Origin of the sequence: Streptomyces justiciae, from assembly GCF_015163075.1 — a bacterium.
GTDB classification, from domain to species: domain Bacteria; phylum Actinomycetota; class Actinomycetes; order Streptomycetales; family Streptomycetaceae; genus Streptomyces; species Streptomyces justiciae.
On record NZ_JADDXU010000036.1, the window covers coordinates 1 to 20214 of the forward strand.

The following is a 20214-nucleotide window of genomic DNA, read 5'->3' on the forward strand; positions in this document are numbered from 1 at the left end:
GCAGGCGAGGCGCGACCCGCGCCCCCAGCCTCGGGCCACAATCCAACCCACCCCCACGGCAAACAGACGTCGGCCACCTATCCCTCCGGGCCGCCCGCTCGCTTCTCACCCGTGCTGGAGCGAGCCGAGTCAAGGGTGGGCCCCAGGCCCATCGGCACAGCCGACGCGACCGCAGGGAGCGCCCTTTACTCGGCTCGCAGAAGCACGACACTAACCAAGAAGCGGGCGGCCCCAACAGCCACAGAAAACCCCGCCAACACACCCGACCTGGAAAAGCCCGACATCAAGCGCGGCGCCTTGGGTCTTTGGAGTTATGAACACCGGCAACACTCAAAGCAGAAACTCTGCCCCAACTCCGCAGAGAAAACATATCTGCATAATTCACGAAAAGGGGCTAACTATGCGTAATGGCGACGATGATTATGAACTGCATCCGTGTATGTATCACGCGTCAAGTCCCCTGATGCAATACCAAGTTCAAACAGCACCGTACGAACGTCATCCAGAGCAGCCTGAACCTCGCCACCCTCCACAAGGCTCTCGACCTCAAGGAAAGCGCCGTTAAGCTCGGGAACCCGCACGAAAGTCGCCAACATTCGCCGCCCATAAGCCTCGAATTCATAATTTCGGTCGAGGAAGCGGTCGCATCCCGCTAACCGTTGCGGGCATTACCACTGACTACCGGGACCTTGACTACTTCCGGGACCGTTCAGCCTCAGCCAGCGAAAGTCAGCCACGACGTCGGGAACGTCGACCGATCAGGCGCGCGTGTCCTCCAGCAACCCACCACTCAGATCAGCCACGCCTTCTGCTTGTCCGTCACGATCGCCACCATCCGAGACTCAGAACCGCTGACGCCACCCCGCACAGGTGCGCGAAAACTCGTAAGGAGTACAGGTCTCGTACAGCGAGGGTCAGGCCTGCTTCCGATTGGCGTACACCTAATGCATATAGAGAGCGCGGACATAACCCCAGGTCAGAGACCATGGCGTGTAACGCTCAGGGCTATTTGAGTGTCAGATTGGGACGCACGATTCCCCTAGAGGGGAAACGATCATGCCTGGATTTGGGAGAGGTCGCAGCTACGGTCAGGCCCGCACATCGTTCCCCTCCAGGGGAAAGCTCAACGTCAGGAGCGATATGGGGCGGGCAAGGCCTGCAGTGGACACAGGCACTGGCGAGTTCATCCAGCTAGAACTGCTCGGCAAGGACGACAAGCCGTACGCCTGGAGCGGCGGTGGCCGACATGTGAACGTCAGCAAGAAGCTGGCGTCGGCCATATGGGCGAAGGACAGCGGGTACACGAAGAACGACAAACTGGTCTACGGTTACTACCTGTTCAACTCTCCGCCGGGCGACGAGCCGTTGCGAGAGAGCTTCCGACAGATCGGCCTCGCCTTAGAGCTGCGCCCGAATGCCGTAAGCAACTCCGTTTGCAATCTCCACCGCGGAGGGTTCCTCCTAGAGGCAGAGAGCGTAGGCAAGGTGACGTTCTACAAGCTGAACGGCCGGGCTGCCTATGACGGCTCCGCGAACCAGCAACACAGGGCCATCGAGCACACACGCCACCCCGTCGTCCCCTGCCCACTGAAGAAGAAGGAAGCATCGTGATGGTCCCTGTTGCCGAGCCATTCGAGCCTCGCTTCATGGAGGCCGGCGAGCTGAACGACCTCCTGCTGCGATCCCAGCTGAAGCAAGGCGCAGACCTGAAAATCCTCATCTACTACGCCACTGCCGTTCCCATCGGAACGCCGGTACGCCTCACCGCCACCGACATCGGCAGACTCATCGGCCTGAGCACTACCAGCGCCTCGCGCAGCATCGGTCGCCTCGCTTCCAACGGCTGGCTCCAACTCGCCTACACAGCAGTCGGAGTGAAGTTCTATCGCCTCGGTCATAAGGCAATCGACCAACCGCTGGCTCCCGAGTCCTCTGACGAGGCGGATATCCCTTTGGCGACCGTCCGACAGCTTCATAGCCGCCGGAACCCCCGCTGACCGCAGTGCTGAGGCCACTGACAGCGCGCTGCATGGCCAGTGAGGGCCGTGAAGCCGGATCTCTCAAGAACTGCTCGGCTACGGGCCTCGACATCACTCAGGGGCGTTTCAGGTCGACGGAGGACCAGGGCGATCTCACGGCTGTCTCCGGACAGCGGTGGCATCGTCTGGCTCATGATTCGCCATACCCGCCGCCATAATGGAGATATGGCAGAGCGTGCGCACTCCCCCCACCTCCAGCAGTGACCTGGCGGCAGCGTGCGCAGAAGACCTTTCGCTGTACCGGCAGAAGTTCCAGCAGCGTCTGCCTGCGTCCCTGGACGAGCTGCGGGGGCCGGTGCGGGGGGTCGTGGATCTTCCGCTGCATGTGGCGTGGTCCGGGTTGACTTCCTATGACCTGGACAAACCCCGTCAGCGCATGGGGCTGTATCGGACCGTGCTGCATGAAGGCCTGCGTGAGGACCTGACGTCCTTTTTGAATCAGGATGTTCTGCTGGAGCTGTGGCCCACGCTGCGACGTCTGGTCGGCCGCACCGTACGCACCGTATGGGAAGACGCTTTCCCCCAGCTCGCGTCGCGCGGCCGGGCGGCCGCGTGAGCCAGGACATGCCGGAGCTGCACGCACGGCTTCTGGCAGACGTGATCACTCTGGGCTCTCCCTACCCGCTCGTGCTGACTGGCGGCTACGCGGTGCGCGCACACCGTCTGGTCAGCCGGCCCAGTCAGGACCTCGATGTCGCCACCGAAAATCCCGCTGTCCCCGGCTGGCCCTGCTCGGTGATCTGCGCGCTGGAAGCAGGCCGCAGCTGAACATGGTGTTGTCGCGGTGGCCGTCGGTGTGATCTGTGGTTCAGGCGGTGGGTGATCCCGTGGCTGTGAGGGGGACCACCGCTTCGCTGGTGTGGACGAGGAAGGTGAAGGTCTCCTCGAAGTACAGGGTGATGGTCGTCGCGTCGTGGGCGAGGTAGCCGATCGAGACGTCCTGGCCCAGTCGGAGTTCGAAGTCGCCGCCGCGGGTGGAGAGAAGGAATGCTCCGTCGATGGCCGGTGCCCACACGATGTCGCCGTCCAGGAGTGCGGCGAGGTGCCGCAGGACGGGGTAGCCGTGGTCGGAGGTCTCGCTGACCGCCGTGTAGGCGTCGGCGCTGAGTGCCAGGGTGTAGGGGCCGTCCACGCCGGCCAGCCGCAGCGCCGTCACGGCCCGGCTGACGGCGTCGGGGTAGGCGCGCACGTCGGCGGGCAGTGCGAGGGGCTCGTGGGAGGCGTCCGAGCGCAGTCCGGTGATTCCGCCCGCCGCATATCCTTCGAAGACCGCGCGGTCCTCGGCGAAGGCGAGCTGACGCGCTGCGTCCTTCACCGGCTGCCAGTCGGCGTCCTTGGCGCCGCGGGCGACGGCGTCGACCTGATCGCGGTCGACCGTGAAGGGGACGCTCAGCTCCACCAGCGGCTGGAAGCGGCGCCGGCGCGCCTGGACGCCGTCCGCCGGGGTCGTCACCTCGTCCAGGTGGCCGGTGCCCACACCTGCCAGGTCCAGGCCGCCCGGTTCGGGGACGTCGACGATCCGGCGGCCCGCCACATGGCGTCGAAAGGTGCGGCGGGCCTCCTCCTCCAGGTCGGCCCAGGCGGCGTCGGAGAGCGGCGCCAGGTCACGGTGCAGGTTGTTCATCGAGAGGGCTCCGTTTCAAGCTGCCGATTCCCAGGGACGTGTCGGCGGGTCGGGAAGGGGTTTCGGACGGCGGGACGACGACGGCGCGGGGCACCTCCGCTTCGGCGCCGGGGCTGTGGGGCGCCTCGGGGAGGTCCTCCAGGAAGTCCGTGGTGGGGGCGAAGAACAGACAGCCCGTCACTGCGGTGGAAAAGGCCAGGATCCGGTCGTGGGCGGCCGATTCGGTGCCCAGGAACATCCGCTCCAGCATCGTCTCGGTCACGTCGGGTGTGCGGGCGTAGCCGATGAAGTACGTGCCGAACTCGGCGCGTCCGACGGCGCCGAAGGGCATGTTGTCGCGCAGGATCTGGCGTTCGGTGCCGTCGGGGTCGGTGACCGTGGTCAGCGCGACATGTGAGTCGGCGGGTTTGACGTCGTCGGCCAGTTCGATGTCCGAGAGTTTGCGCCGACCGATCACCCGCTCCTGCTCCTCGACGGGCAGCGCCTCCCACGCCGTCATGTCGTGCAGGTACTTCTGCACGATCACATAGCTGCCGCTGGTGAAGTCCGGGTCCTCGTCCGCGACCAGGACCGCCGCCCGGGCGGCTGCGCCCGTGGGGTTCTCCGTGCCGTCGACGAAGCCGAGCAGGTCTCGCTCGTCGAAGTACTTGAAGCCGTGCACCTCGTCCCGCACGGTGACCGAGCCGCGCAGCCGGGCCATGATCTCCGCGGCCAGCGCGAAGCACAGGTCCTGTCGGGCCGCCCTGATGTGGAAGAGCAGGTCACCGGGGGTCGCCGGGGCGCGGTGGACGTTTCCGACGAGTTCCCGGAAGGGATGCAGTCCGGCCGGTCGCGGGCCGGTGAACAGCCGGTCCCAGGCGTCGGAGCCGATGGCTGCGACGCAGCTGAGCCGGCCCTCGGGCTGGGCCCGGAAGCCCACCGACCGGGTCAGTCCGGCGACGTCGGAGAGCAAGTCGCGGACGGCGGCCTCGCCGCCCTGGTCGACAGTGACCACGAGGAAGACGGCCGCGCTGGTGAGCGGCGACAGCACCTCCTGCGGTTCCGCCCCGGCAACGGCTGATGAGCCCGCCGGCTCGGTGGGTTCTACGGTCATGACGGGTCCTCTGAGTGCGCAGTGACACGCACCTTGATGTTCTTCATCAAGGGCTGGTTGCTCTGGGGGCTGTGGTCGCTCGCCGCGACCAGTACGTTCGTCTCCGGCATGTATCCGGCGGCCGAGCCCCGGGGGCATGTCGTCCGCGATGGCCCGATAGCGCGTCAGCCGCCGGACGCTGCCGTCGCGTGCCGTGGCGGCGCCTCGGGCAGCGCGGCGGCGGAGTCCTCCGCGCGGCCGGAGGGTGGGAGGAAGACCAGTTCGCGGGCGGGCTGCTCGATCCGGAAGCCGGGGGGGCAGCCGCACCCGCCGGTTGAAGTCCTCCAGTCCGTCGAGGACTTGAGCGCCGCACGATCACCGCCCGCGCGCGGTCACTTCGCGAGGAAGTCCAGCAGCGCCTGGTTGACCTCCTCAGGGTGGGTCCAGGCGATGTTGTGCGGGCCGCCCTCGACGGTGACGAACGTCAGGTCCTCGATCAGGCCGGGCAGTCGCTTGGCGGTCGCCTCGTAGGGCAGGATCCGGTCCGCGTTGCCGTGCACCAGCAGCGTCGGCACGTCGATCTTCGGCAGGTCGTCGCGGAAGTCGGTCAGCCAGGTGTCGACACAGGCGTAGGCCGCGTACGCGGACGCGGCGACCGCGACGTTGAAGCTGTTCTGCCACGCCTGGTCGCTGATCCTGGTGCCGGCGTAGGTGTCGACGTTGTAGAAGTTGTCGAGGAAGTCCTTGAAGTAGGCCGGGCGGTCCTTGAGCACGGCCTCCTTGATGCCGTCGAAGACGGAGGCGTCCACGCCCTCGGGGTTGTCATCTGTCTTGAGCAGGAAGGGTGGGATCGCGCCGAGCAGGGCCGCCTTGCTGACCCGTGCCGAGCCGTAGCGGCCGAGGTAGCGGGTGACCTCGCCGGTGCCCATGGAGAAGCCGACCAGGATCACGTCCTCGAGGTCGAGGTGGTCCAGCAGGGCCTTCAGGTCGGCGGCGAAGGTGTCGTAGTCGTAACCGATGGTCGGCTGGCTCGACTGGCCGAAGCCGCGGCGGTCGTAGGTGATGACCCGGTAGCCGGCCTCCAGGAGCACGCGCTCCTGCTTCTCCCACGAGTGCCCGTTGAGGGGGTAGCCGTGGATGAGGACGACCGGCTGCCCGGTGCCGTGGTCCTCGTAGTAGAGGTCGATGGAGCTGCTGTTCTCCTGGCCCACTGTCACGAAGGTCATCAAGATCACGCCTATCGGGGTTGGTGTCAGCCGGTTACGTGGTTCAGCCTCACAGCCCTGTGCCGAATCCACATCGCATGAATGTGTGAAGGGACTTGGGTCCACAGACTCCATGACGGGGAGGAAAAGGGCATATCTACAGTTATAGGTGAAATGTAAGGATTTTTCAGAAGGAGGGCGCTGGAGCACCACGCATCTCCTTGCCTGCGCGGGCCGACATCATCGCGTCGCTCCGATCGACACGAGGATGTCCGTGCCAGACCGTGCGGGAGCGAACCATCGACACCGGCACGGCCGAAGCCGGCGCAGGTACGGGTAACGGGTATCCAGGAAGGGACCGACTGGCCGGAGGCGGAGGTCGGGCACGGCTACTGCTCGATGCCGTTGTCGTTGTCGTTGCGGAACCGACGCCACATGTGGGTGCGGTGGAGGACTAAGGGCGACGCGTTGCCAGAAGAGGCGGGCCGCAGCAGCTCCCGTACGTAGAGGAGCGGCCAGAGCGCGGCCCGGCCGATGCGGTGTGCGACCTCGGCGGTGAACGGGACCGGGCTGAGGCGCCTGGCCCTCTCTGGTCGCCTGGGCAGCGTTGCGGGGAGGCCGTCTGTGGGTTGTGCTCGCCTCGGCCTCGCGGGTGCGCTGCCTCGCCCCGACCGCGACGCCTTGCGGGGCGTGCGGCCGGGGTGGGGCTTCGACTTGTGCCCCCGGAGGGGCCGCCGTGCGTCAGGACGACGGGGTGCCGTACTGCAGGCCGCGGCCGTTGGTGCCGACGTAGACGCGGCCGTAGGTGTCAGGAGCGCCGGTGATGACGCCAACGCCGCCGAAGACTCCCCGCTGGTGGGCCTTGTCGATGGAGCGGAAGGCACCGGTGGCGTTCTTGACGGCGCCGATCAGGTACAGGGCCTGGTAGTTGGTGCCCGGCTTGGCCTTACCGAAGCCGAGGGCGGAAGCGGACTGCACGGACCTCAGGGTGGTGAAAGTGCGGCCGCCGTAGGTGGAGTGCAGCAAGCCCTTGTCGCCGCCGGAGATCCACACGTCTCCGGCGATGGAGGGGACGGCCGTGAGCTTTTGGAGTGCTGCGCCCATGCCGCAGCACTCACCCGGGAGATCCAGCAGCTGGGTTACCGCGGCGACATCAACAGCGTCCGCCGCCACCTGCAGCCCTACCGCACCGGGGCCAATCCCGCCCGATGCTGCCCACAACTGCGAGCACCTGGCCCTCGACGTCTGGCTCGCCGACGTCCGCCTGACGGACAACGAGAACTCCGCACCCTGGCCGCCGGCATACGCCGCGACCGCGCAGCCGTAATCGCTGCCCTGACCACCACCTTCTGACCCCCGAAATTCTGACGCACCTGGCGGCAGACACTGACGACTCCGTGAGGTTGACCGTCGCTCGCCACAAGAGAACCCCGCGGTCCGTGCTCGAAGTGCTGCGATCGGACGACTGGAGCGAGGTCCGAGACCTGGCGCGCGATCGCATCGAGAACAACTACTGATCCCAGCTCTCGGTCCGGGGAAGCGCTCGCACAGACACCGACGTCCTCCCAGGTCAAGTCGACCTGGGAGGCGTTTCTCTGACCGCCCGGCCCGTGCTCGATGCCGATAACCACGGCCTGGGAAGCGATGCTGTGATTGACGCGAGCCAAGCCCGGCTTCACCACTTCACCGGACGCGATCCACCGACAAACACCCACTGCCCTAGCCACAGAACGGCACCTCAACGGACCTTCGCGGCGGATCGCGCACGGGCGGAGGTGCCTCCGCCCGTCACCGGCCGTCACCCCGCTTGTCGTTGCTTCGTCGACGGGATCAACCGCCCGAGACGCAGGACCGTTGATGCCGTCCACGAGCGGTCGACGCGTACGGTGCCGCACGCGAAGCCGCCTTCACCACAGACAACCTGACGACGGTGCGGGGGTTGAAGAGGTATGAGAGGGCGCCGAGTGAATATCGCTTTGACCTGCGCATATGTTGTCAGCTGGCCGATCCTCAGGTCGGGTAACCCGATCTCAGCCTCGGGTTACCCGACCTGAGGATCGTGTGGTGCCGACTCCAGAGTCGTGTGGTCTCGATCCAGCGAGCGGGTCAACCAGATCGGGAAATCGTGTGCACACGACCCTGGGATCGGGTGAGATGAACGATAAGTACATTGCAGAGCCTGGCTGTTGAGCCTGGGAGACCGGTGGGGTCCATGCGTTGGCCGGTCATACGACACGACCGAGGGTGCGGGAATGCATTGACCGGAGGTGCATGTACGTTAGGTTCATCTCAACCGATCTCACGGTCGGCTCGCATTGTCCGATCAGCAACGCCCCAGGTTCGGAGGAACGTTGGCATCAGCACGGTCCGTCCGGCGCGTGGTGGATGAGTTCGGCAACGACGTCCCCACCGCGCCGTACGCCTACAGCGGCTGGCACGCCACCGTGGACAAGGAGCGAGTGCGCGCCATCACGCGTAAGTCGTCAGGCTTCACGCCGGCCGAGAAGTTCATGGTTCTCTGGTTCATCGGCGCGTCGCCTCCGGGCATGGATCCGGTGCACCGTACCGGCAAGGACATCGCGGAGGAGGTCGGCATGACGCCCGACGCTCTTGCGCGGATCATGAAGAAGTTGGCCAGGCACCGTCTGATCGTCGAGACTGGGAAGCTGGGCCGGATCAAGCTGTACAGGATCAGTCCCTACATCGCCTTCCATGGATCAGGCCTTGAGCAGAGGGAAGCGGTGAGGGACTGGAACCCGCCCGACATCCCTGGATGGACGGCGCCGGGTCCGCGGGGCTGGGAGGGCCAGTGAACGCTACTGACGGCACGTACTACCGCACGCTGTTGCGTCGCACGGCGGGCTTGTCGGCGAGCCAGCGTCTGATCGTCCTGATGTACGCGATGATGCCGACCGACCGGGCCGGCGCCGTGCGCATGACCGGGCAGGAGCTGGCCGCGGAGGTCAACATGACCCCCACTGTTTTCTCCCGGATGCGGCGGCAGCTGGTGGAGGCCGGCTGGCTGGAGCAGTCCGACCGGTTCTCCAACATCGTGTACTACCGGCTGACCCCCCGTGCCACGGGCGAGGAGAACGTCGTACCCATGCGGCGTGCCCTGTGAGGTCTCCCCGGCGGTGCGATTCCGGCATGTACGGATCGTTCATGTGAAACGACTTCTCGGTCGGGTCGCATGACGCCAGCGCCTCATCTTGAGACCTGCGGAAGGGATCAGGATTTCAGCCCGCACGTCGAGGCACCTAGTAGGTACCATCGGTGTATGCCATCGCTGAACGTGTCTTTCACCGACGAGGAGCTCGAAGGCGTGCGCGCGGCTGCGGCTGCCGAGGGGAAGAGCCTCAAGCAGTACCTGCACGACCTCGGGGTGCGGGAGATGCACCGCAAGCGGTTCGTCGCGGGTGCCGGTGCGTGGGCCGATCGGTTGCGTGCGGAGTTCGACGAGGCGTTCCCTGATGAGGTGCCGCCCGCCGAGCGTGCGGGTGGGGGCGGGGCTGCGGCCGCCTGATGCATCTGTACATCGACGTCTCCTGGCTTCTCGATGTCCAGGAGGCCGCTCTCGGTACCGACGACATGTCGGTCGCCGACTACTCCGCCTTGGTAGCTGCCGTTGCGCGACACAAGACCAAGTTGCCCACCCTCGAAGCCGCCGACCCTGACGCGGCCTGGCGGGCGGCTGCGCTCATGCACACCATCGTGCGGCTGGAGCCCCTCCCCCACCGCAACAGTCTGTTCGCCGCGTTCGTCGCGGCCCAGTACATGGACCAGTCCGGGGAAGGCATCGACCCGCCCTACGGCGCGCTGTCGGACCTCGTACGCAAGATCCGTGACTCCCGGCTCCGGGTTCCTGCCGTCGCCGATCAGCTACGCGCCTGGAAACTTTGAGAGCACGCCCAGCACCTCTTCTCCTGTCACAACTGCTTCCGCGCATCCGTCAGTGCAGTGAACACGCCGACGGGCCACCGGCTACAAGTCGGTGCCGCGCGCGATGGCCACGCTGACTGTCGCCATCGGGCAGATCAACTTCTTCGTCGCCCTGGCCGTCATCGGCACGCCTCAGCATGTGGTGGGTAGCGTTCAGTTTCATCGATTGCAACGCTCGCATCAGACACTGTTGCATTAATCTCGCACTCGTTGCAATGATTTATATGGCTTGAGCTGCAAAGATTGCACACTTACGCAATTAATGTGTTGTTGATTCTATGAATGCAACGTAGCGTTTCCGACACCAGAAACGCTACGGAAGGGTGCTGCCATGAAGTCGCCGCTCTCGGACACGCCCTTCGCCTCCTTCGTGCGGTTCGTGGGCTTTGGTGGTGGAGTCGGCGTGGTCAGCAGCTTTGCTGTGGTCGTGTTGGCCATGGGGGTGCCCTGGGGGGTTTCCAACGCCGTCGTCACCGTGGTGTCGACCGTGCTGTGCACCGAGCTGCACGCCCGGTACACCTTCGGCAAGAGGCGTGGTGCCGAGTGGCGGGAGCACTGGCAGTCCGCCGGGTCGGCCGGGGTTGCCTATCTTGCGACCAGCCTTGCCGTGTTCGTGCTGGATCTGGTGCAGCGCGAGCACAGCCTGGTGACCGAGCAGGTTGTCTATCTCGGTGCCTCCGGGCTCGCGGGTGTGGGGCGGTTTCTTGTGCTGCGGCTCTTCGTCTTCGCCGGGCAGCGTGAGCGGAGTGCTCGGGGGTGGAGGCTCGCTGCCTAAGATGTCGGGGTGCGTGCGGGGCTGAGTGTTGAGTCGGTGGTGCGGGGCGGGGCCGAGCTGGCCGATGAGGTCGGGTTCGAGCAGGTGACCGTGTCCGCGCTGGCTCGACGGTTCGATGTCACCGTCGCGAGTCTGTACTCGCACGTGAAGAACTCGCAGGAGCTGAAGGTCCGGATCGCGCTGCTTGCTCTGGAGGAGCTCGCCGATCGCGGGGCCGTCGCCCTCGCCGGGCGGGCCGGGAAAGATGCGTTGAGCGCGCTCGGGAACGTCTATCGGGACTATGCGCGGGAGCATCCGGGGCGGTATGCGGCGGCTCAGTTGCGGCTCTCGCCTGAGGAGGCGGCGCGTAGTGCCGGGGGGCGGCATGCGTTGATGACGCGGGCCGTCCTGCGGGGGTACGACCTGGTGGAGCCGGACCAGACGCATGCCGTTCGGCTGCTGGGGAGCGTGTTTCACGGCTTCGTCAGCCTGGAGGCCGGGGGCGGGTTCAGTCACAGTTCTCCGGAGAGCGGGGAGAGTTGGGCTCGGGTGCTTGATGCCCTGGACTCGCTGTTGTGCAACTGGCCTGCCCCGGATGCCGGGGGCTCCGTCCTGCGGTCGTCGGGGAGGACGTAGAAGGTCAGGGCGGCCATGGCGAGGGTGGCTACGGCGCAGACCAGGAGGACCATGCTGGTGCCGTGGGTGAAGGCGGACTCGGCGGAGTCGGCGAGGCTTGCGAGGTCCAGTTGTGCGGCGACGGACTGGGCGGCCACCACGGACTCCTCGGCCGTGTCGGCGGCCTGGGCGGGCACGCCGGTGGTGTCGAGCCGGTCGGTGAAGACCGCGTTGAGCACGCTCCCGAGGACGGCGATGCCGATGGAGGCGCCCACCTGCCGCAGGGTGTTCATCAGGCTGCTGCCGGTGCCCGCCTTGCCCTCGGGCAGCGCGGCGAGGGCACTGTCGAGGGCCGGCATCATGACGAAGCCGGCGCCGAGTCCGGTGAACGTCATCCACAGCGCGGTGAAGCCGTAGCCGGTGCCGGTGTCGGTGGTGCTGCCGACCAGCAGGGACCCGCCCATCAGGAGCAGACCGGCGATGACCAGCGGGCGGGTGCCGAAGCGGGCGGTGAGCGGGGGTACGGCGCGGGCGACGAAGATCAGGCCGGCCATGAGCGGCATGAGGCGCACCCCGGTGCCGAAGGCGTCGTGGCCCTGGACGGCCTGGAGGTACTGGGGCAGGACGAACAGCAGGCCGGTGAAGGTGAACATGCCCAGCGTGCCGACGAGGGTGTTCCAGCGGACGGTGGGGTTCTTCAGCAGGCCCAGGTCCATCATGGGGTGGCTCTGGCGGCGTTCGCGGGCGGCGAGGGCGAGGAGCATGGCCACGCCGCCGATGAGGGAGCCGGCGATGACGGGGTCGGTCAGGCCCTCGTTGGGGGCTTCGATGACGCCGTAGATGAAGGCGCCGAGGCCGAGGATGCCGAGGGCGGTGCTGACCGGGTCGATGGTGGGGGCCGAGGGGTCGCGGGTCTCGGGGACCAGGGTGAGGCAGGCGATGATGCCGATGACGACCAGCGGGATGTTGATGACGAAGACCGAGCCCCACCAGAAGTGTTCGAGCAGCCAGCCGCCGACCAGCGGTCCCAGCGGCAGGCCGATCGAGAGGCCGACGGTGATGACGGCGATGGCCTTGGTCTGCTCCGCGCCGCGGAAGAGGGTCGCGACGACGGACATGGTGAGCGGCATGGTCAGCGCGGCACCGACGCCCATGACGGTGCGGGCGACGATGACCGGGCCGGGGGTGGCCACGAGTGCTCCGACGACGGAGCCGCACAGGAAGACGGTGAGGCCGGTGACGAGCAGCTTGCGCCGTCCGAAGCGGTCGCCGAGCAGACCGGCGGGGAGCATGGCGGACGCGTAGACGACCGCGTACGAGTCGACGATCCACTGCAACTGGCCGGTGTCGGCGCCGATGTCGGCGGACATGGTGGGCAGCGCCACGTTCAGGATCGTCAGGTCGAATCCGATGACGAGCACGCTGATGGCCAGTCCCACCAGTGCCAACCAGCGATTGTTGAGAGCCATGTGCCCATGCTGGGCAACCGCACTCGGGGGTCGGCGGAGCGAAGCTGGTGGTGCCGGCGGCTCATGTGGGCGTTCAGCGGCCCCGGTTGGCCTCGCGCAGGATCGCGTAGGCCTCGGCGACGGGATCGGCGTGCGCGATCAGGTCGGGGTTGACGACCAGGTGGACCTCCTCGATGCGGTCCTCGTGGACGCCGAGGGTCAGGGCGTTGAGGACGCGGCCGGTGCGGTCGCGGAAGACCGAGCCGGGGCGGCCGTTGACCACGCGGTTCTCGACGGTGACGCCGATCCGGCGCAGCGGCGGGACGATCGCGGCGAGCAGGCGGGCCACGTTCTGGGTGCCGGCGATGTAGGTGGGCCAGGGCAGCGGGTCGCGGTCGCCGTCGCTGGTGGTGGCGATGGCGGCGACAAGCTGGCCGCACGCCTCCGGCGAGCAGCCGACGGCCGCCGCGGTCTCCTCGACGCTGCATCCGAACGCCTCGCGCAGCACGAACACCGCGCGCTCCAGCGGGGAGAGCCGCTCCAGCACCAGCAGGGCCGCGGTGAGCAGCGAGTCGGTCAGCTCCGCGGGCCGCTCCGGGTCCGGGTCGGGGCCGGTGAGCAGCGGGGCGGCCGCCCAGGGGCCGGCGTAGGGGTCCTGGTCGAGGCGGTCCGAGCGCAGGGTCTCGGTGGAGACGCGGGTGACCTCGGCCGCGAGATGGCTTTCGACCGACTCGGGGTGAACGGAGGTGTCCGCCCAGCGCCGTCCGGTCACGCGGACCGCGTCCTCGGCCCGGCTCGCGCTGCCCAGGATCCGGTGGGCGATCGCCAGCAGCAGCGGTCGTACTTCCTCGAACTCCTCGGTCCTGGTCACACCGGCTCCTCCTTGGGCGCTTCTTGGGTACGGGGGTTGGGCACGGCGGCGCTTGCTCGCGTGCGGCCGTGGTCGTGTTCGTGGTCGTGGTCATGGTGATGTGCCGGCACGTCCGGCCGTCAGTTGTCGCCGGGTGCGTCTCTGGGCTTCCCTGGGCCCACGCGTCGCGTTCGCTCCGGCACCGGAAGGGGTGCGGGCGGTTGTCGGACGGGGCGGAAGGCGGGTGTGCCCGCCCTCGGGGGATGAGATCGAGCGGGCACACCTGCGGAAGGGGATACGTGTTCCACGCTAGGTGCGGTGGGTCGTCAAGTCCCTTGTGCACCAGGGAACTTCGAGCTCAGTTGCACGGGTCTGTGAGGGTGGCGTCGCGCTCCGGCCGTCCTCGAGCGGCTACAGCCCGCCTGTAGTTCCCGCTGTCATGGTGTGCGGCATGGGTGAGCTGGTCGACCGTGTGGACGAGCGGGACGAAGTGGTGGCCGTCGTGGAGCGCGGCGAGGCGATGCGGAACAAGTGGTTGTTCCGGATGGCGACCATCGTGTGCCGGGACGAGGACGGCCGGTTCCTGGTGCACCGGCGTCCCGAGGGCGTGGCACGGTTCGCCGGGCTGCTGAACTGGCTGCTCGGCGGGGCCGTCGAGGCGGGTGAGCCGTACGAGGAGGCCGCCGCGCGGGAGTTGGCGGAGGAGCTCGGGGTCGGCGGCCGGCCTCGGTTCCTGTTCAAGTTCCGCTGCGAGGGTGCGATCAGCCCGTACTGGTTGGCCGTGCACGAACTCGTCGTGACGGGGCCGGTGCGGCCCGATCCGCGGGAGGTCGCCTGGTGGGCGTGGGTGACGGAGGACGAACTGGCGGAGCTGGTGGGGCACGAGGCGTTCATTCCCGATGCCCGGGAGGCGTTCGGCCGGTACCGCGACCGGTACGGTGCCGGGACCGTCCCGCCCGGCCGGGGCGCCGGCGGGACGGTCGCGGACCTCGCCGTCGGGCGCTGAGCGGGGTCGGGGTGTGGTGATGTGTTCTCGGGGTGCGGTGATGTGGTCAGACCTTCTCGGGGGCCAGGGCCGGGACCGGCCGGGAGACGGTCTGCGGCTTCGGCTCGGTGCGTGTCCGGCTGCGGGTGCGCAGCGCGACGGCGGCCGCGGCCAGCAGGCCGACCGGCACCGAGACCGTGGCCAGTACGGTGCCCAGGCTCCAGCCCGCCTCCACCATCAGGCCGCCGAACAGGCCGGCCGCCACGGGGCCCAGCTTGCCCACGCTGGTCGCCCAGCTCATGCCCGTGGCGCGGGCCGACGGCGGGTAGACGATCGCGCCGATCGCCTGGATCGCGGAGTTGGCGGCCGGCAGGCACAGTCCGAGGGCGAAGGCGGTGGCGAGCACCCCGGTGAACTGGGTGGCCCACAGTGCGGCTCCGGCGAGGACGGCGGCGCTCAGCGCGCACAGCCCGGCCAGTGCCCGGAACAGGTCGAACCGCTTGAGGGCGAAGGACACCGCGAACTGCCCCACGAGGCCGCCCCAGCCGAACACCGCGACGGCCACTCCGGCCTGCGCCGAGGTCAGCCCCATGCGCTCGCCGAGCAGCGGCAGATAGCTGAGGACCAGGAACACGGCGCCCACCGCCACGAAGGAGCACAGCCACAGCAGGGCGGTGGTGGGGGCGAAGTCCCGGGACAGGATGACGCGCGCCGGGGGCCGCGGGCGGCGTACCACCGCGGGCTGTTCCAGGGCGACGTCGGCGCCGTCGGGGTCGGCGACCACGGTGGCGAGGGCCTGGCGCAGTTCGGCAGGCCTGCGGCGGGCGGCGAGCACGCTCACGGACTCGGGTATGTGGCGGACGATGGCCGGGATCAGCAGCAGCGGAAGGAGGCCGCACACGGCCATCAGGACGGGCCAGCCGAAGGCGGGGATGAGCACGGAGGAGAGGATGCCGCCGGTGGTGGTGCCGACGGTGACTCCGGCGAAGGCCAGCGCGACCATCTGGACCCGGCGCCCGGCGGGCGTCCAGTCCGCGACGAGGGCCATCACGGTCGGCAGTACCGCGCCGAGGGCGAGGCAGGCCAGGATGCGCAGTCCGGCGAAGGTGGCGATGTTCTGGGCGGCGCCCATGCCGGCGGTGGCGAGGCCGAAGACGGCGATGCCGGCGACGGTGATGCCCTTGCGTCCGTGGCGGTCGGCGAGCGGTCCGGCCGCAACTCCGCCGGCGACCATGGCCAGGACGCTCACCGTCACGGTGACGGTCACGGTGTGGAGGTCGGTCCCCCACTCCTTCACGATGCGGGGATAGACGAAGGAGGCGACGACGGAGTCGAGCCCCTCGGCGACCATCGTGAACAGTCCGAGTGTCACGATGAGCCACTGCTTGCGGCTCATGGGACTGCGGTCGATGAACTGCTGTGGGCTCAGCTGTGGTGGAGCGTCCGTGGACATGGTCGGAACCTTTCGTACGAAGGCGCGAGGACGCGCAGGCGCGAAGGCGCGAAGGCGCGGGGAAGACGCGTGTGAGCCCGCACGCGGGTGCGTGCGGGCTCGGATGAGGAGGGCTCACATGAGGAGCCGTGCAGGAGGGGTCAGACCGCGGACCTGCGGGCCTGGTTGGCCTCTCGGTTGACGGCCCAGGCGTCGGCGACCGGGCCCAGGTGCGCGAGCTTGTCGGGGTTGGTCACCGAGTGGATGGCCCGGATCTGCCCGCCGAGGACGTCCAGCGTCCAGGAGTTGAGCACCTTGCCGTCCCGGTCGCGCAGGATCGCGCCGGGCCGGCCGTTGACCTGGTGGGTCTCCAGGGCCACGTCCACCCGCGCGAGCGTGGTGTAGAAGGAGGCGAGCAGCTTGGCGACGGTGTCGGCGCCGGAGACGCTGCGGGCCAGTTGCGGGGCCTTGCCGCCGCCGTCGCCGACCAGCTGCACATCGGCGGCGAGTTGCCGGCGCAGGCTGTCGACGTCGCCTTTCCTGAGGGCGTCGAAGAACCGTTCGGCGAGCTGTGCGCACTCCTTGCGGTCAGCCTCGAAGCGGGGCCGGCCCTCGTCCATGTGACGGCGGGCCCGCACCGCGAGCTGTCGGCAGGCCGCCTGCGAGCGGCCCACCGCCGCCGCGATCTCGGGGAAGTCGAAGGCGAACACCTCTCGCAGGACGAACACGGCCCGCTCGAGCGGGGAGAGCCGCTCCATCAGCAGCAGAGCCGCCGTGGACAGCGAGTCGGCGAATTCCGCCGACCGCGCCGGGTCCTCGTAGGAGTCGGTGAGCAGGGGTTCCGGGAGCCATGGCCCGACGTAGGCCTCGCGCCGTATGCGGGCCGAACTCAGGACGTCGATCGCGATCCGGGTCACCGTGGCCGCGAGGTAGGCCTTGGCCGACCTGACGTCGGCCCGGGAGGTGTGCCAGCGCAGCCAGGTCTCCTGGACGGCGTCCTCGGCCTCGCTGACGCTGCCCAGGATGCGGTAGGCGATCGCGAACAGCAGCGGCCGCAGCTCCTCGAACTCCTCGGTCGGCGTCACGCCGGTTCCTCCTTCTTCTTCCACTTTCAACTCCCGCCCCTGGGTGTGCCGTTCGCATGGTCAGGTCGGCGCGGGCTGCTGGTACGGGTCGGTGACCCAGCGGATCGTGTGGATCCGTCCGTCGTGGATGTCGAGGGTCAGGGTGCTGAGGACGCGGCCGTTGCGGTCGCGGAAGACGGCGCCGGGGCGGTGGCCCACCTGCTGCGGCTGCATGGTGACGCCGATGTGGACCAGGGCGGGCATGATCGCGGCGAGCACGCGGGAGACCTGTTCGGCGCCGGTGATGCGCTGCGGCCAGGGTGGTGTCTTTCCGCCGCCGTCGTGCGCCCGTGGCACGGCGGCGACGAGCTGGTGGCAGGCCGCCTCCGTGCAGCCCATGGCGGACGCGATCTCTTCGGTGTCGCAGCCGAAGAGGTCACGCAGCACGAACGCCGCGCGCTCCAGTGGGGAGAGCCGCTCGAGCAGGCGGAGGGCCGCCGCCGTGAGTGTCTCGACCGGTTCCCGGGGGCGGGGCAGGTCCGGGTGGGCATCGCTCGGCAGGGGCTCGGGCGGCCGAGGCGAGGTGTACGGCGGGTGCGGCGGGCGGCGGGAGCGCAGCATGTCGGTGCAGATCCGGGCGACCGCGGCGGTGAGGAACTCCCGGGCCGGTGGGGGCTGTTGGCCACAGGTGTCGTAGCGCAGCCAGGCCTGGTGGACCGCGGCCTCGGCCTGGTCGGCGTTGCCGAGCATCCGACGGGCGAGGGCGTACAGCAGGGGCCGCGCCTCCTCGAACTCCTCGATCCGGCTCATACGGGCCCCTCCTTCCCCTGCGAGCGTGTTTCCGGGCTGGTGTGGCGGGTGGTGCTTCGGGCGGGCGGTGGGTCCGGCCGGGGGTGCGGGTGCGGCGTCCCGGGCTGGAGGGGGGTCAGGCTGGGATGCGGGTGCGCGTCCGGGGCTGGTGGCGGGTCCGGCCGGGATGCGGGTGCGCGTCCGGGGCTGGTGGCGGGTCCGGCCGGGATGCGGGTGCGGCATCGAGGGGCCGCAGTCGGGCGAGGGGCGAGGCGTGGGGGGAGCGCCTGCGCGCCTGTCCTGGGAGCGGCGGGCGGGCGGAGGGCGAGGTGGGTCTCCTGTGGGTGCGCGCGGGGGCGGGTGGGGAGCGGGTGAGGTGTCTGCGAGCAGTTCCTGGCGGTGGTGTGCGGGCGGGCGATGTGGGTGGCCGAGGGCGGGGTCGAGCGAGGGGTGGTGTGTGTGGTCGGGGCCTGGGGCGGGGAGGGGGGCTGCGGGCCCGCCCCAAGGGTGGTGTGCCAGCGGACGGTGTGGGCGGCTGGGGCCGTTGCGCGGCTGGGAAAAGGCGAGGGCGGGCGCCAGACGGTGTGGGCGGTCGGGTTCCGCGGCGGGGAGGGTGGCTGCGGGCCCGCCCCGGGGGTGGTGTGCGGGCAGGCAGTGGGGGTGGCCGGGGCCGTTGCGCGGCAGGGAAGGGGCAGGGGCGGGTGAGGGGTGGCGTGTGGGGTTGGGGCCTGGGGCGGGGAGGGCGGCGGCTGCGGGGGCGCCCCAGGGGTGGTGTACGGGCGGGCGACGTGGGTGGGCGGGGGTGGGTGAGGGGTGGTGTGGGTGGCCAGTCTCCCGGGCCGGGAGGGTGGTTGCGGGCCTGGTCCGGGGGTGGGTGTGGGGGCATGTCCCAGGGGCGTCGGAGGGGGGTGAAGGGCTCCGGCGTGGGTGTTGGGGATCCCGGTGGGACATGGTGAGGGTCAGTTCTGGACGTTGCCGTCGATGTGGCGGCGTACGAAGTCGTGGGCCAGGTCGCCGAATTGGCGGCCGAAGGTCAGGGAGGCCTCGGCTGTCGTGCGGAAGTGCACGCCGGCCCAGACGCGGCTGCGGGCGAAGTCCTGTTCGAAGTCGGTCCAGGTGGCGTAGTGCAGCTCGATGTCCTGGGCGGGAGCGATGCCCGGTTCGGTGAGGGTTGAGCCTGCGGGGACGGTGTGCCGCCATTCCAGGCGGTCGTGGCCGAGGAAGCGACGTACCGCCTGTGCCTCGGCGGCGCACAGGGTCGTCGCGCCGCACGGGTGGTCGGGGCTGTCCCCCACGGGCAGGTAGCTCGTCCACTCGTCGGCGGGGAGGTCGTCGACCGTGCCCTTGCCGGGGCCGCCCCAGGCGGTCACCTGCTGGTTGCCGTACACGTGGCGGATCGCGCTGAACGGTCGTACCGCGTCGTGGGCGTGCTTGTGGTGCCAGGCGGCTATGAGGCTGTCGAGCTGGGCCGCGGAGCTGGCGAAGAGCAGCTGGACCCAGCCGTCCAGGTCGAGTTCGCCGTGGGCGAGGGCCGCCGCCTTCGTCGACTGCAGGATGCTGAGGTAGCTGTTGTCGAAGAACTCCGCCTTCGCCTTCTGCTCGTCGGTGAGGGACGCGGAGGCCCGCAGGACCTCGTCGACGGCGTGCCGGTAGCCGTCGGGGTCGGCGGGGTCGAGGTGGGCGGGGCGGGCGAGTTCGAACTGGCCGGGGTCCTTGTAGCTGTAGGGCTGGGTCAGGCGCAGCTGCGGGGTGACGAACCGCTGGATGGCGAAGGTGCCCTTGTCGCCGGGTCCGCCGCCGGCGCGTCGGCGGTGCGGCTGGATGGCCGGCTGCCAGCGGGTGGGGTCGGTCAGTTCGTAGGCGGTGTTCACGGGCCGGTAGCCGGTGTAGTCGTCGAAGGCCTGGCCGTGGTAGCTGCGGCCCTCGTAGCCGAGGAAGTTCATGCCGTCCCGGGTGCGGGCGGCGACGGCGGACCGGCCGGCGATGGTGCCGATGCCAGCGGGGGTGGTGGGGTCTTCGGAGGTGTCGTCGGGGTCGAGGCCGAGGGCGGTCATCATCTGCCGCATGACGTGCTCGCGCTCCGGATAGATGGCGTTGGCCACCTGGTAGGAGGCGTACAGGGCGGCGATGTTCTTGTTGCGGTTGGTGGCGCCCTCGGCGGCGGGGCGGCGGTCGATGCGGGAGTGCACGCCGACGGCGGTCGGGTGGTAGGGCGCCAGGGCGTCGAAACGCGCGGCCCACATGACGGCCTGGATCCAGGCGACGAGGGACACGTCCTTGGGTCCGACGGCCTGCTGCTGCCCGGAGGAGTCGCCGGCCTTGCCGATCAGGTCCCGGTAGAAGTTGCCGTTGTCGAAGTCGAAGGCGAGGCCTGGCGTCGTCATGGTGTGCGTTCCTT

At 69.0% G+C, this 20214-nt stretch carries 19 protein-coding genes and 3 pseudogenes; 11 read left to right on the top strand and 11 right to left on the bottom strand.

From position 1 onward, the window contains the following. Window positions 1–1056 precede the first annotated feature (1056 nt). From IQ210_RS46490 to IQ210_RS46505, 4 genes are all read left to right on the top strand, one after another. Entirely contained in the window at window positions 1057–1611 is a 555-nt protein-coding gene (locus IQ210_RS46490; protein WP_194085317.1) for a transcriptional regulator, read from the top strand. Window positions 1612–1646: 35 nt separating this feature from the next. Beyond that, window positions 1647–1997: a response regulator gene (locus tag IQ210_RS46495; protein ID WP_194085318.1), complete on the top strand. Its 351-nt coding sequence runs from the start codon at window positions 1647–1649 to the stop codon at window positions 1995–1997. 199 nt (window positions 1998–2196) lie between these two features. Continuing rightward, window positions 2197–2595: a hypothetical protein gene (locus IQ210_RS46500; RefSeq protein WP_194085319.1), complete on the top strand. Its 399-nt coding sequence runs from the start codon at window positions 2197–2199 to the stop codon at window positions 2593–2595. Beyond that, window positions 2592–2807 (top strand): hypothetical protein, encoded by a 216-nt coding sequence (locus IQ210_RS46505; RefSeq protein ID WP_194085343.1) that lies wholly within the window; start codon window positions 2592–2594, stop codon window positions 2805–2807. The genes IQ210_RS46500 and IQ210_RS46505 overlap by 4 nt, the downstream gene beginning before the upstream one ends. A 40-nt stretch (window positions 2808–2847) precedes the next feature. Here IQ210_RS46505 and IQ210_RS46510 read toward each other — a convergent pair whose 3' ends face one another. The 5 genes and pseudogenes from IQ210_RS46510 to IQ210_RS46525 all read right to left on the bottom strand — a co-directional run. Further along, window positions 2848–3663: a family 1 encapsulin nanocompartment shell protein gene (locus IQ210_RS46510; RefSeq protein ID WP_194085320.1), complete on the bottom strand. Its 816-nt coding sequence runs from the start codon at window positions 3661–3663 to the stop codon at window positions 2848–2850. Continuing rightward, a complete protein-coding gene (locus tag IQ210_RS46515) occupies window positions 3644–4756 on the bottom strand; it encodes a Dyp-type peroxidase (RefSeq protein ID WP_194085321.1) in 1113 nt (370 codons plus the stop codon). The genes IQ210_RS46510 and IQ210_RS46515 overlap by 20 nt, the downstream gene beginning before the upstream one ends. Next, window positions 4753–5101, bottom strand: a pseudogene (locus tag IQ210_RS47775) (FdhF/YdeP family oxidoreductase); the annotation flags it as partial. The pseudogene IQ210_RS47775 and the gene IQ210_RS46515, both read right to left, overlap by 4 nt. A gap of 26 nt (window positions 5102–5127) precedes the next feature. Further along, on the bottom strand, window positions 5128–5961 hold the full coding sequence (locus IQ210_RS46520; RefSeq protein ID WP_194085322.1) for an alpha/beta fold hydrolase: 834 nt from the start codon (window positions 5959–5961) through the stop codon (window positions 5128–5130). A gap of 720 nt (window positions 5962–6681) precedes the next feature. Further along, window positions 6682–7026, bottom strand: a pseudogene (locus IQ210_RS46525) (carbohydrate-binding protein); the annotation flags it as partial. A gap of 1295 nt (window positions 7027–8321) precedes the next feature. Between IQ210_RS46525 and IQ210_RS46530 the strand changes: the two are divergent. From IQ210_RS46530 to IQ210_RS46555, 6 genes are all read left to right on the top strand, one after another. After that, the gene (locus tag IQ210_RS46530; RefSeq protein ID WP_322658620.1) at window positions 8322–8753 is read left to right on the top strand and encodes a MarR family transcriptional regulator; all 432 of its coding nucleotides are present in this window, start codon (window positions 8322–8324) and stop codon (window positions 8751–8753) included. A gap of 80 nt (window positions 8754–8833) precedes the next feature. Continuing rightward, window positions 8834–9061 (top strand): replication initiation protein, RepL2, encoded by a 228-nt coding sequence (locus tag IQ210_RS46535; protein ID WP_228049661.1) that lies wholly within the window; start codon window positions 8834–8836, stop codon window positions 9059–9061. 156 nt (window positions 9062–9217) lie between these two features. Next, entirely contained in the window at window positions 9218–9463 is a 246-nt protein-coding gene (locus IQ210_RS46540) for a hypothetical protein (RefSeq protein ID WP_179851372.1), read from the top strand. Continuing rightward, window positions 9463–9840 carry a toxin Doc gene (locus IQ210_RS46545; RefSeq protein ID WP_194085323.1) on the top strand — a complete coding sequence of 126 codons (378 nt, stop codon included), beginning with the start codon at window positions 9463–9465 and terminating at the stop codon, window positions 9838–9840. The genes IQ210_RS46540 and IQ210_RS46545 overlap by 1 nt, the downstream gene beginning before the upstream one ends. 370 nt (window positions 9841–10210) lie before the next feature. Then, the gene (locus IQ210_RS46550; RefSeq protein ID WP_194085324.1) at window positions 10211–10654 is read left to right on the top strand and encodes a GtrA family protein; all 444 of its coding nucleotides are present in this window, start codon (window positions 10211–10213) and stop codon (window positions 10652–10654) included. 9 nt (window positions 10655–10663) lie between these two features. Then, window positions 10664–11269, top strand: coding sequence for a TetR/AcrR family transcriptional regulator (locus IQ210_RS46555; protein WP_322658624.1), 606 nt, complete (start codon window positions 10664–10666; stop codon window positions 11267–11269). Here IQ210_RS46555 and IQ210_RS46560 read toward each other — a convergent pair. Beyond that, window positions 11242–12717: pseudogene (locus tag IQ210_RS46560) on the bottom strand (MFS transporter); the annotation flags it as partial. The gene IQ210_RS46555 and the pseudogene IQ210_RS46560 sit on opposite strands and share 28 nt — an antisense overlap. Window positions 12718–12790: 73 nt before the next feature. Next, window positions 12791–13567, bottom strand: a complete 777-nt coding sequence (locus IQ210_RS46565) for a sigma factor-like helix-turn-helix DNA-binding protein (protein WP_194085326.1) — start codon at window positions 13565–13567, stop codon at window positions 12791–12793. Between the two features lie 430 nt (window positions 13568–13997). Here IQ210_RS46565 and IQ210_RS46570 point away from each other — a divergent pair, with 430 nt between their 5' ends. Then, window positions 13998–14552, top strand: a complete 555-nt coding sequence (locus IQ210_RS46570) for an NUDIX domain-containing protein (protein ID WP_194085327.1) — start codon at window positions 13998–14000, stop codon at window positions 14550–14552. Between the two features lie 46 nt (window positions 14553–14598). On the opposite strand, the gene IQ210_RS46575 is transcribed toward IQ210_RS46570, so the two are convergent. The 4 genes from IQ210_RS46575 to IQ210_RS46590 all read right to left on the bottom strand — a co-directional run bounded on the left by IQ210_RS46575 (window position 14599) and on the right by IQ210_RS46590 (window position 20200). Beyond that, the gene (locus IQ210_RS46575) at window positions 14599–15984 is read right to left on the bottom strand and encodes an MFS transporter (RefSeq protein WP_228049658.1); all 1386 of its coding nucleotides are present in this window, start codon (window positions 15982–15984) and stop codon (window positions 14599–14601) included. Window positions 15985–16124: 140 nt separating this feature from the next. Beyond that, window positions 16125–17048: an RNA polymerase sigma-70 factor gene (locus tag IQ210_RS46580; protein WP_194085328.1), complete on the bottom strand. Its 924-nt coding sequence runs from the start codon at window positions 17046–17048 to the stop codon at window positions 16125–16127. A gap of 60 nt (window positions 17049–17108) precedes the next feature. Further along, window positions 17109–17837, bottom strand: a complete 729-nt coding sequence (locus IQ210_RS46585) for a sigma factor-like helix-turn-helix DNA-binding protein (RefSeq protein ID WP_194085329.1) — start codon at window positions 17835–17837, stop codon at window positions 17109–17111. 938 nt (window positions 17838–18775) lie between these two features. After that, on the bottom strand, window positions 18776–20200 hold the full coding sequence (locus tag IQ210_RS46590) for a vanadium-dependent haloperoxidase (protein WP_194085330.1): 1425 nt from the start codon (window positions 20198–20200) through the stop codon (window positions 18776–18778). Window positions 20201–20214 lie beyond the last annotated feature (14 nt).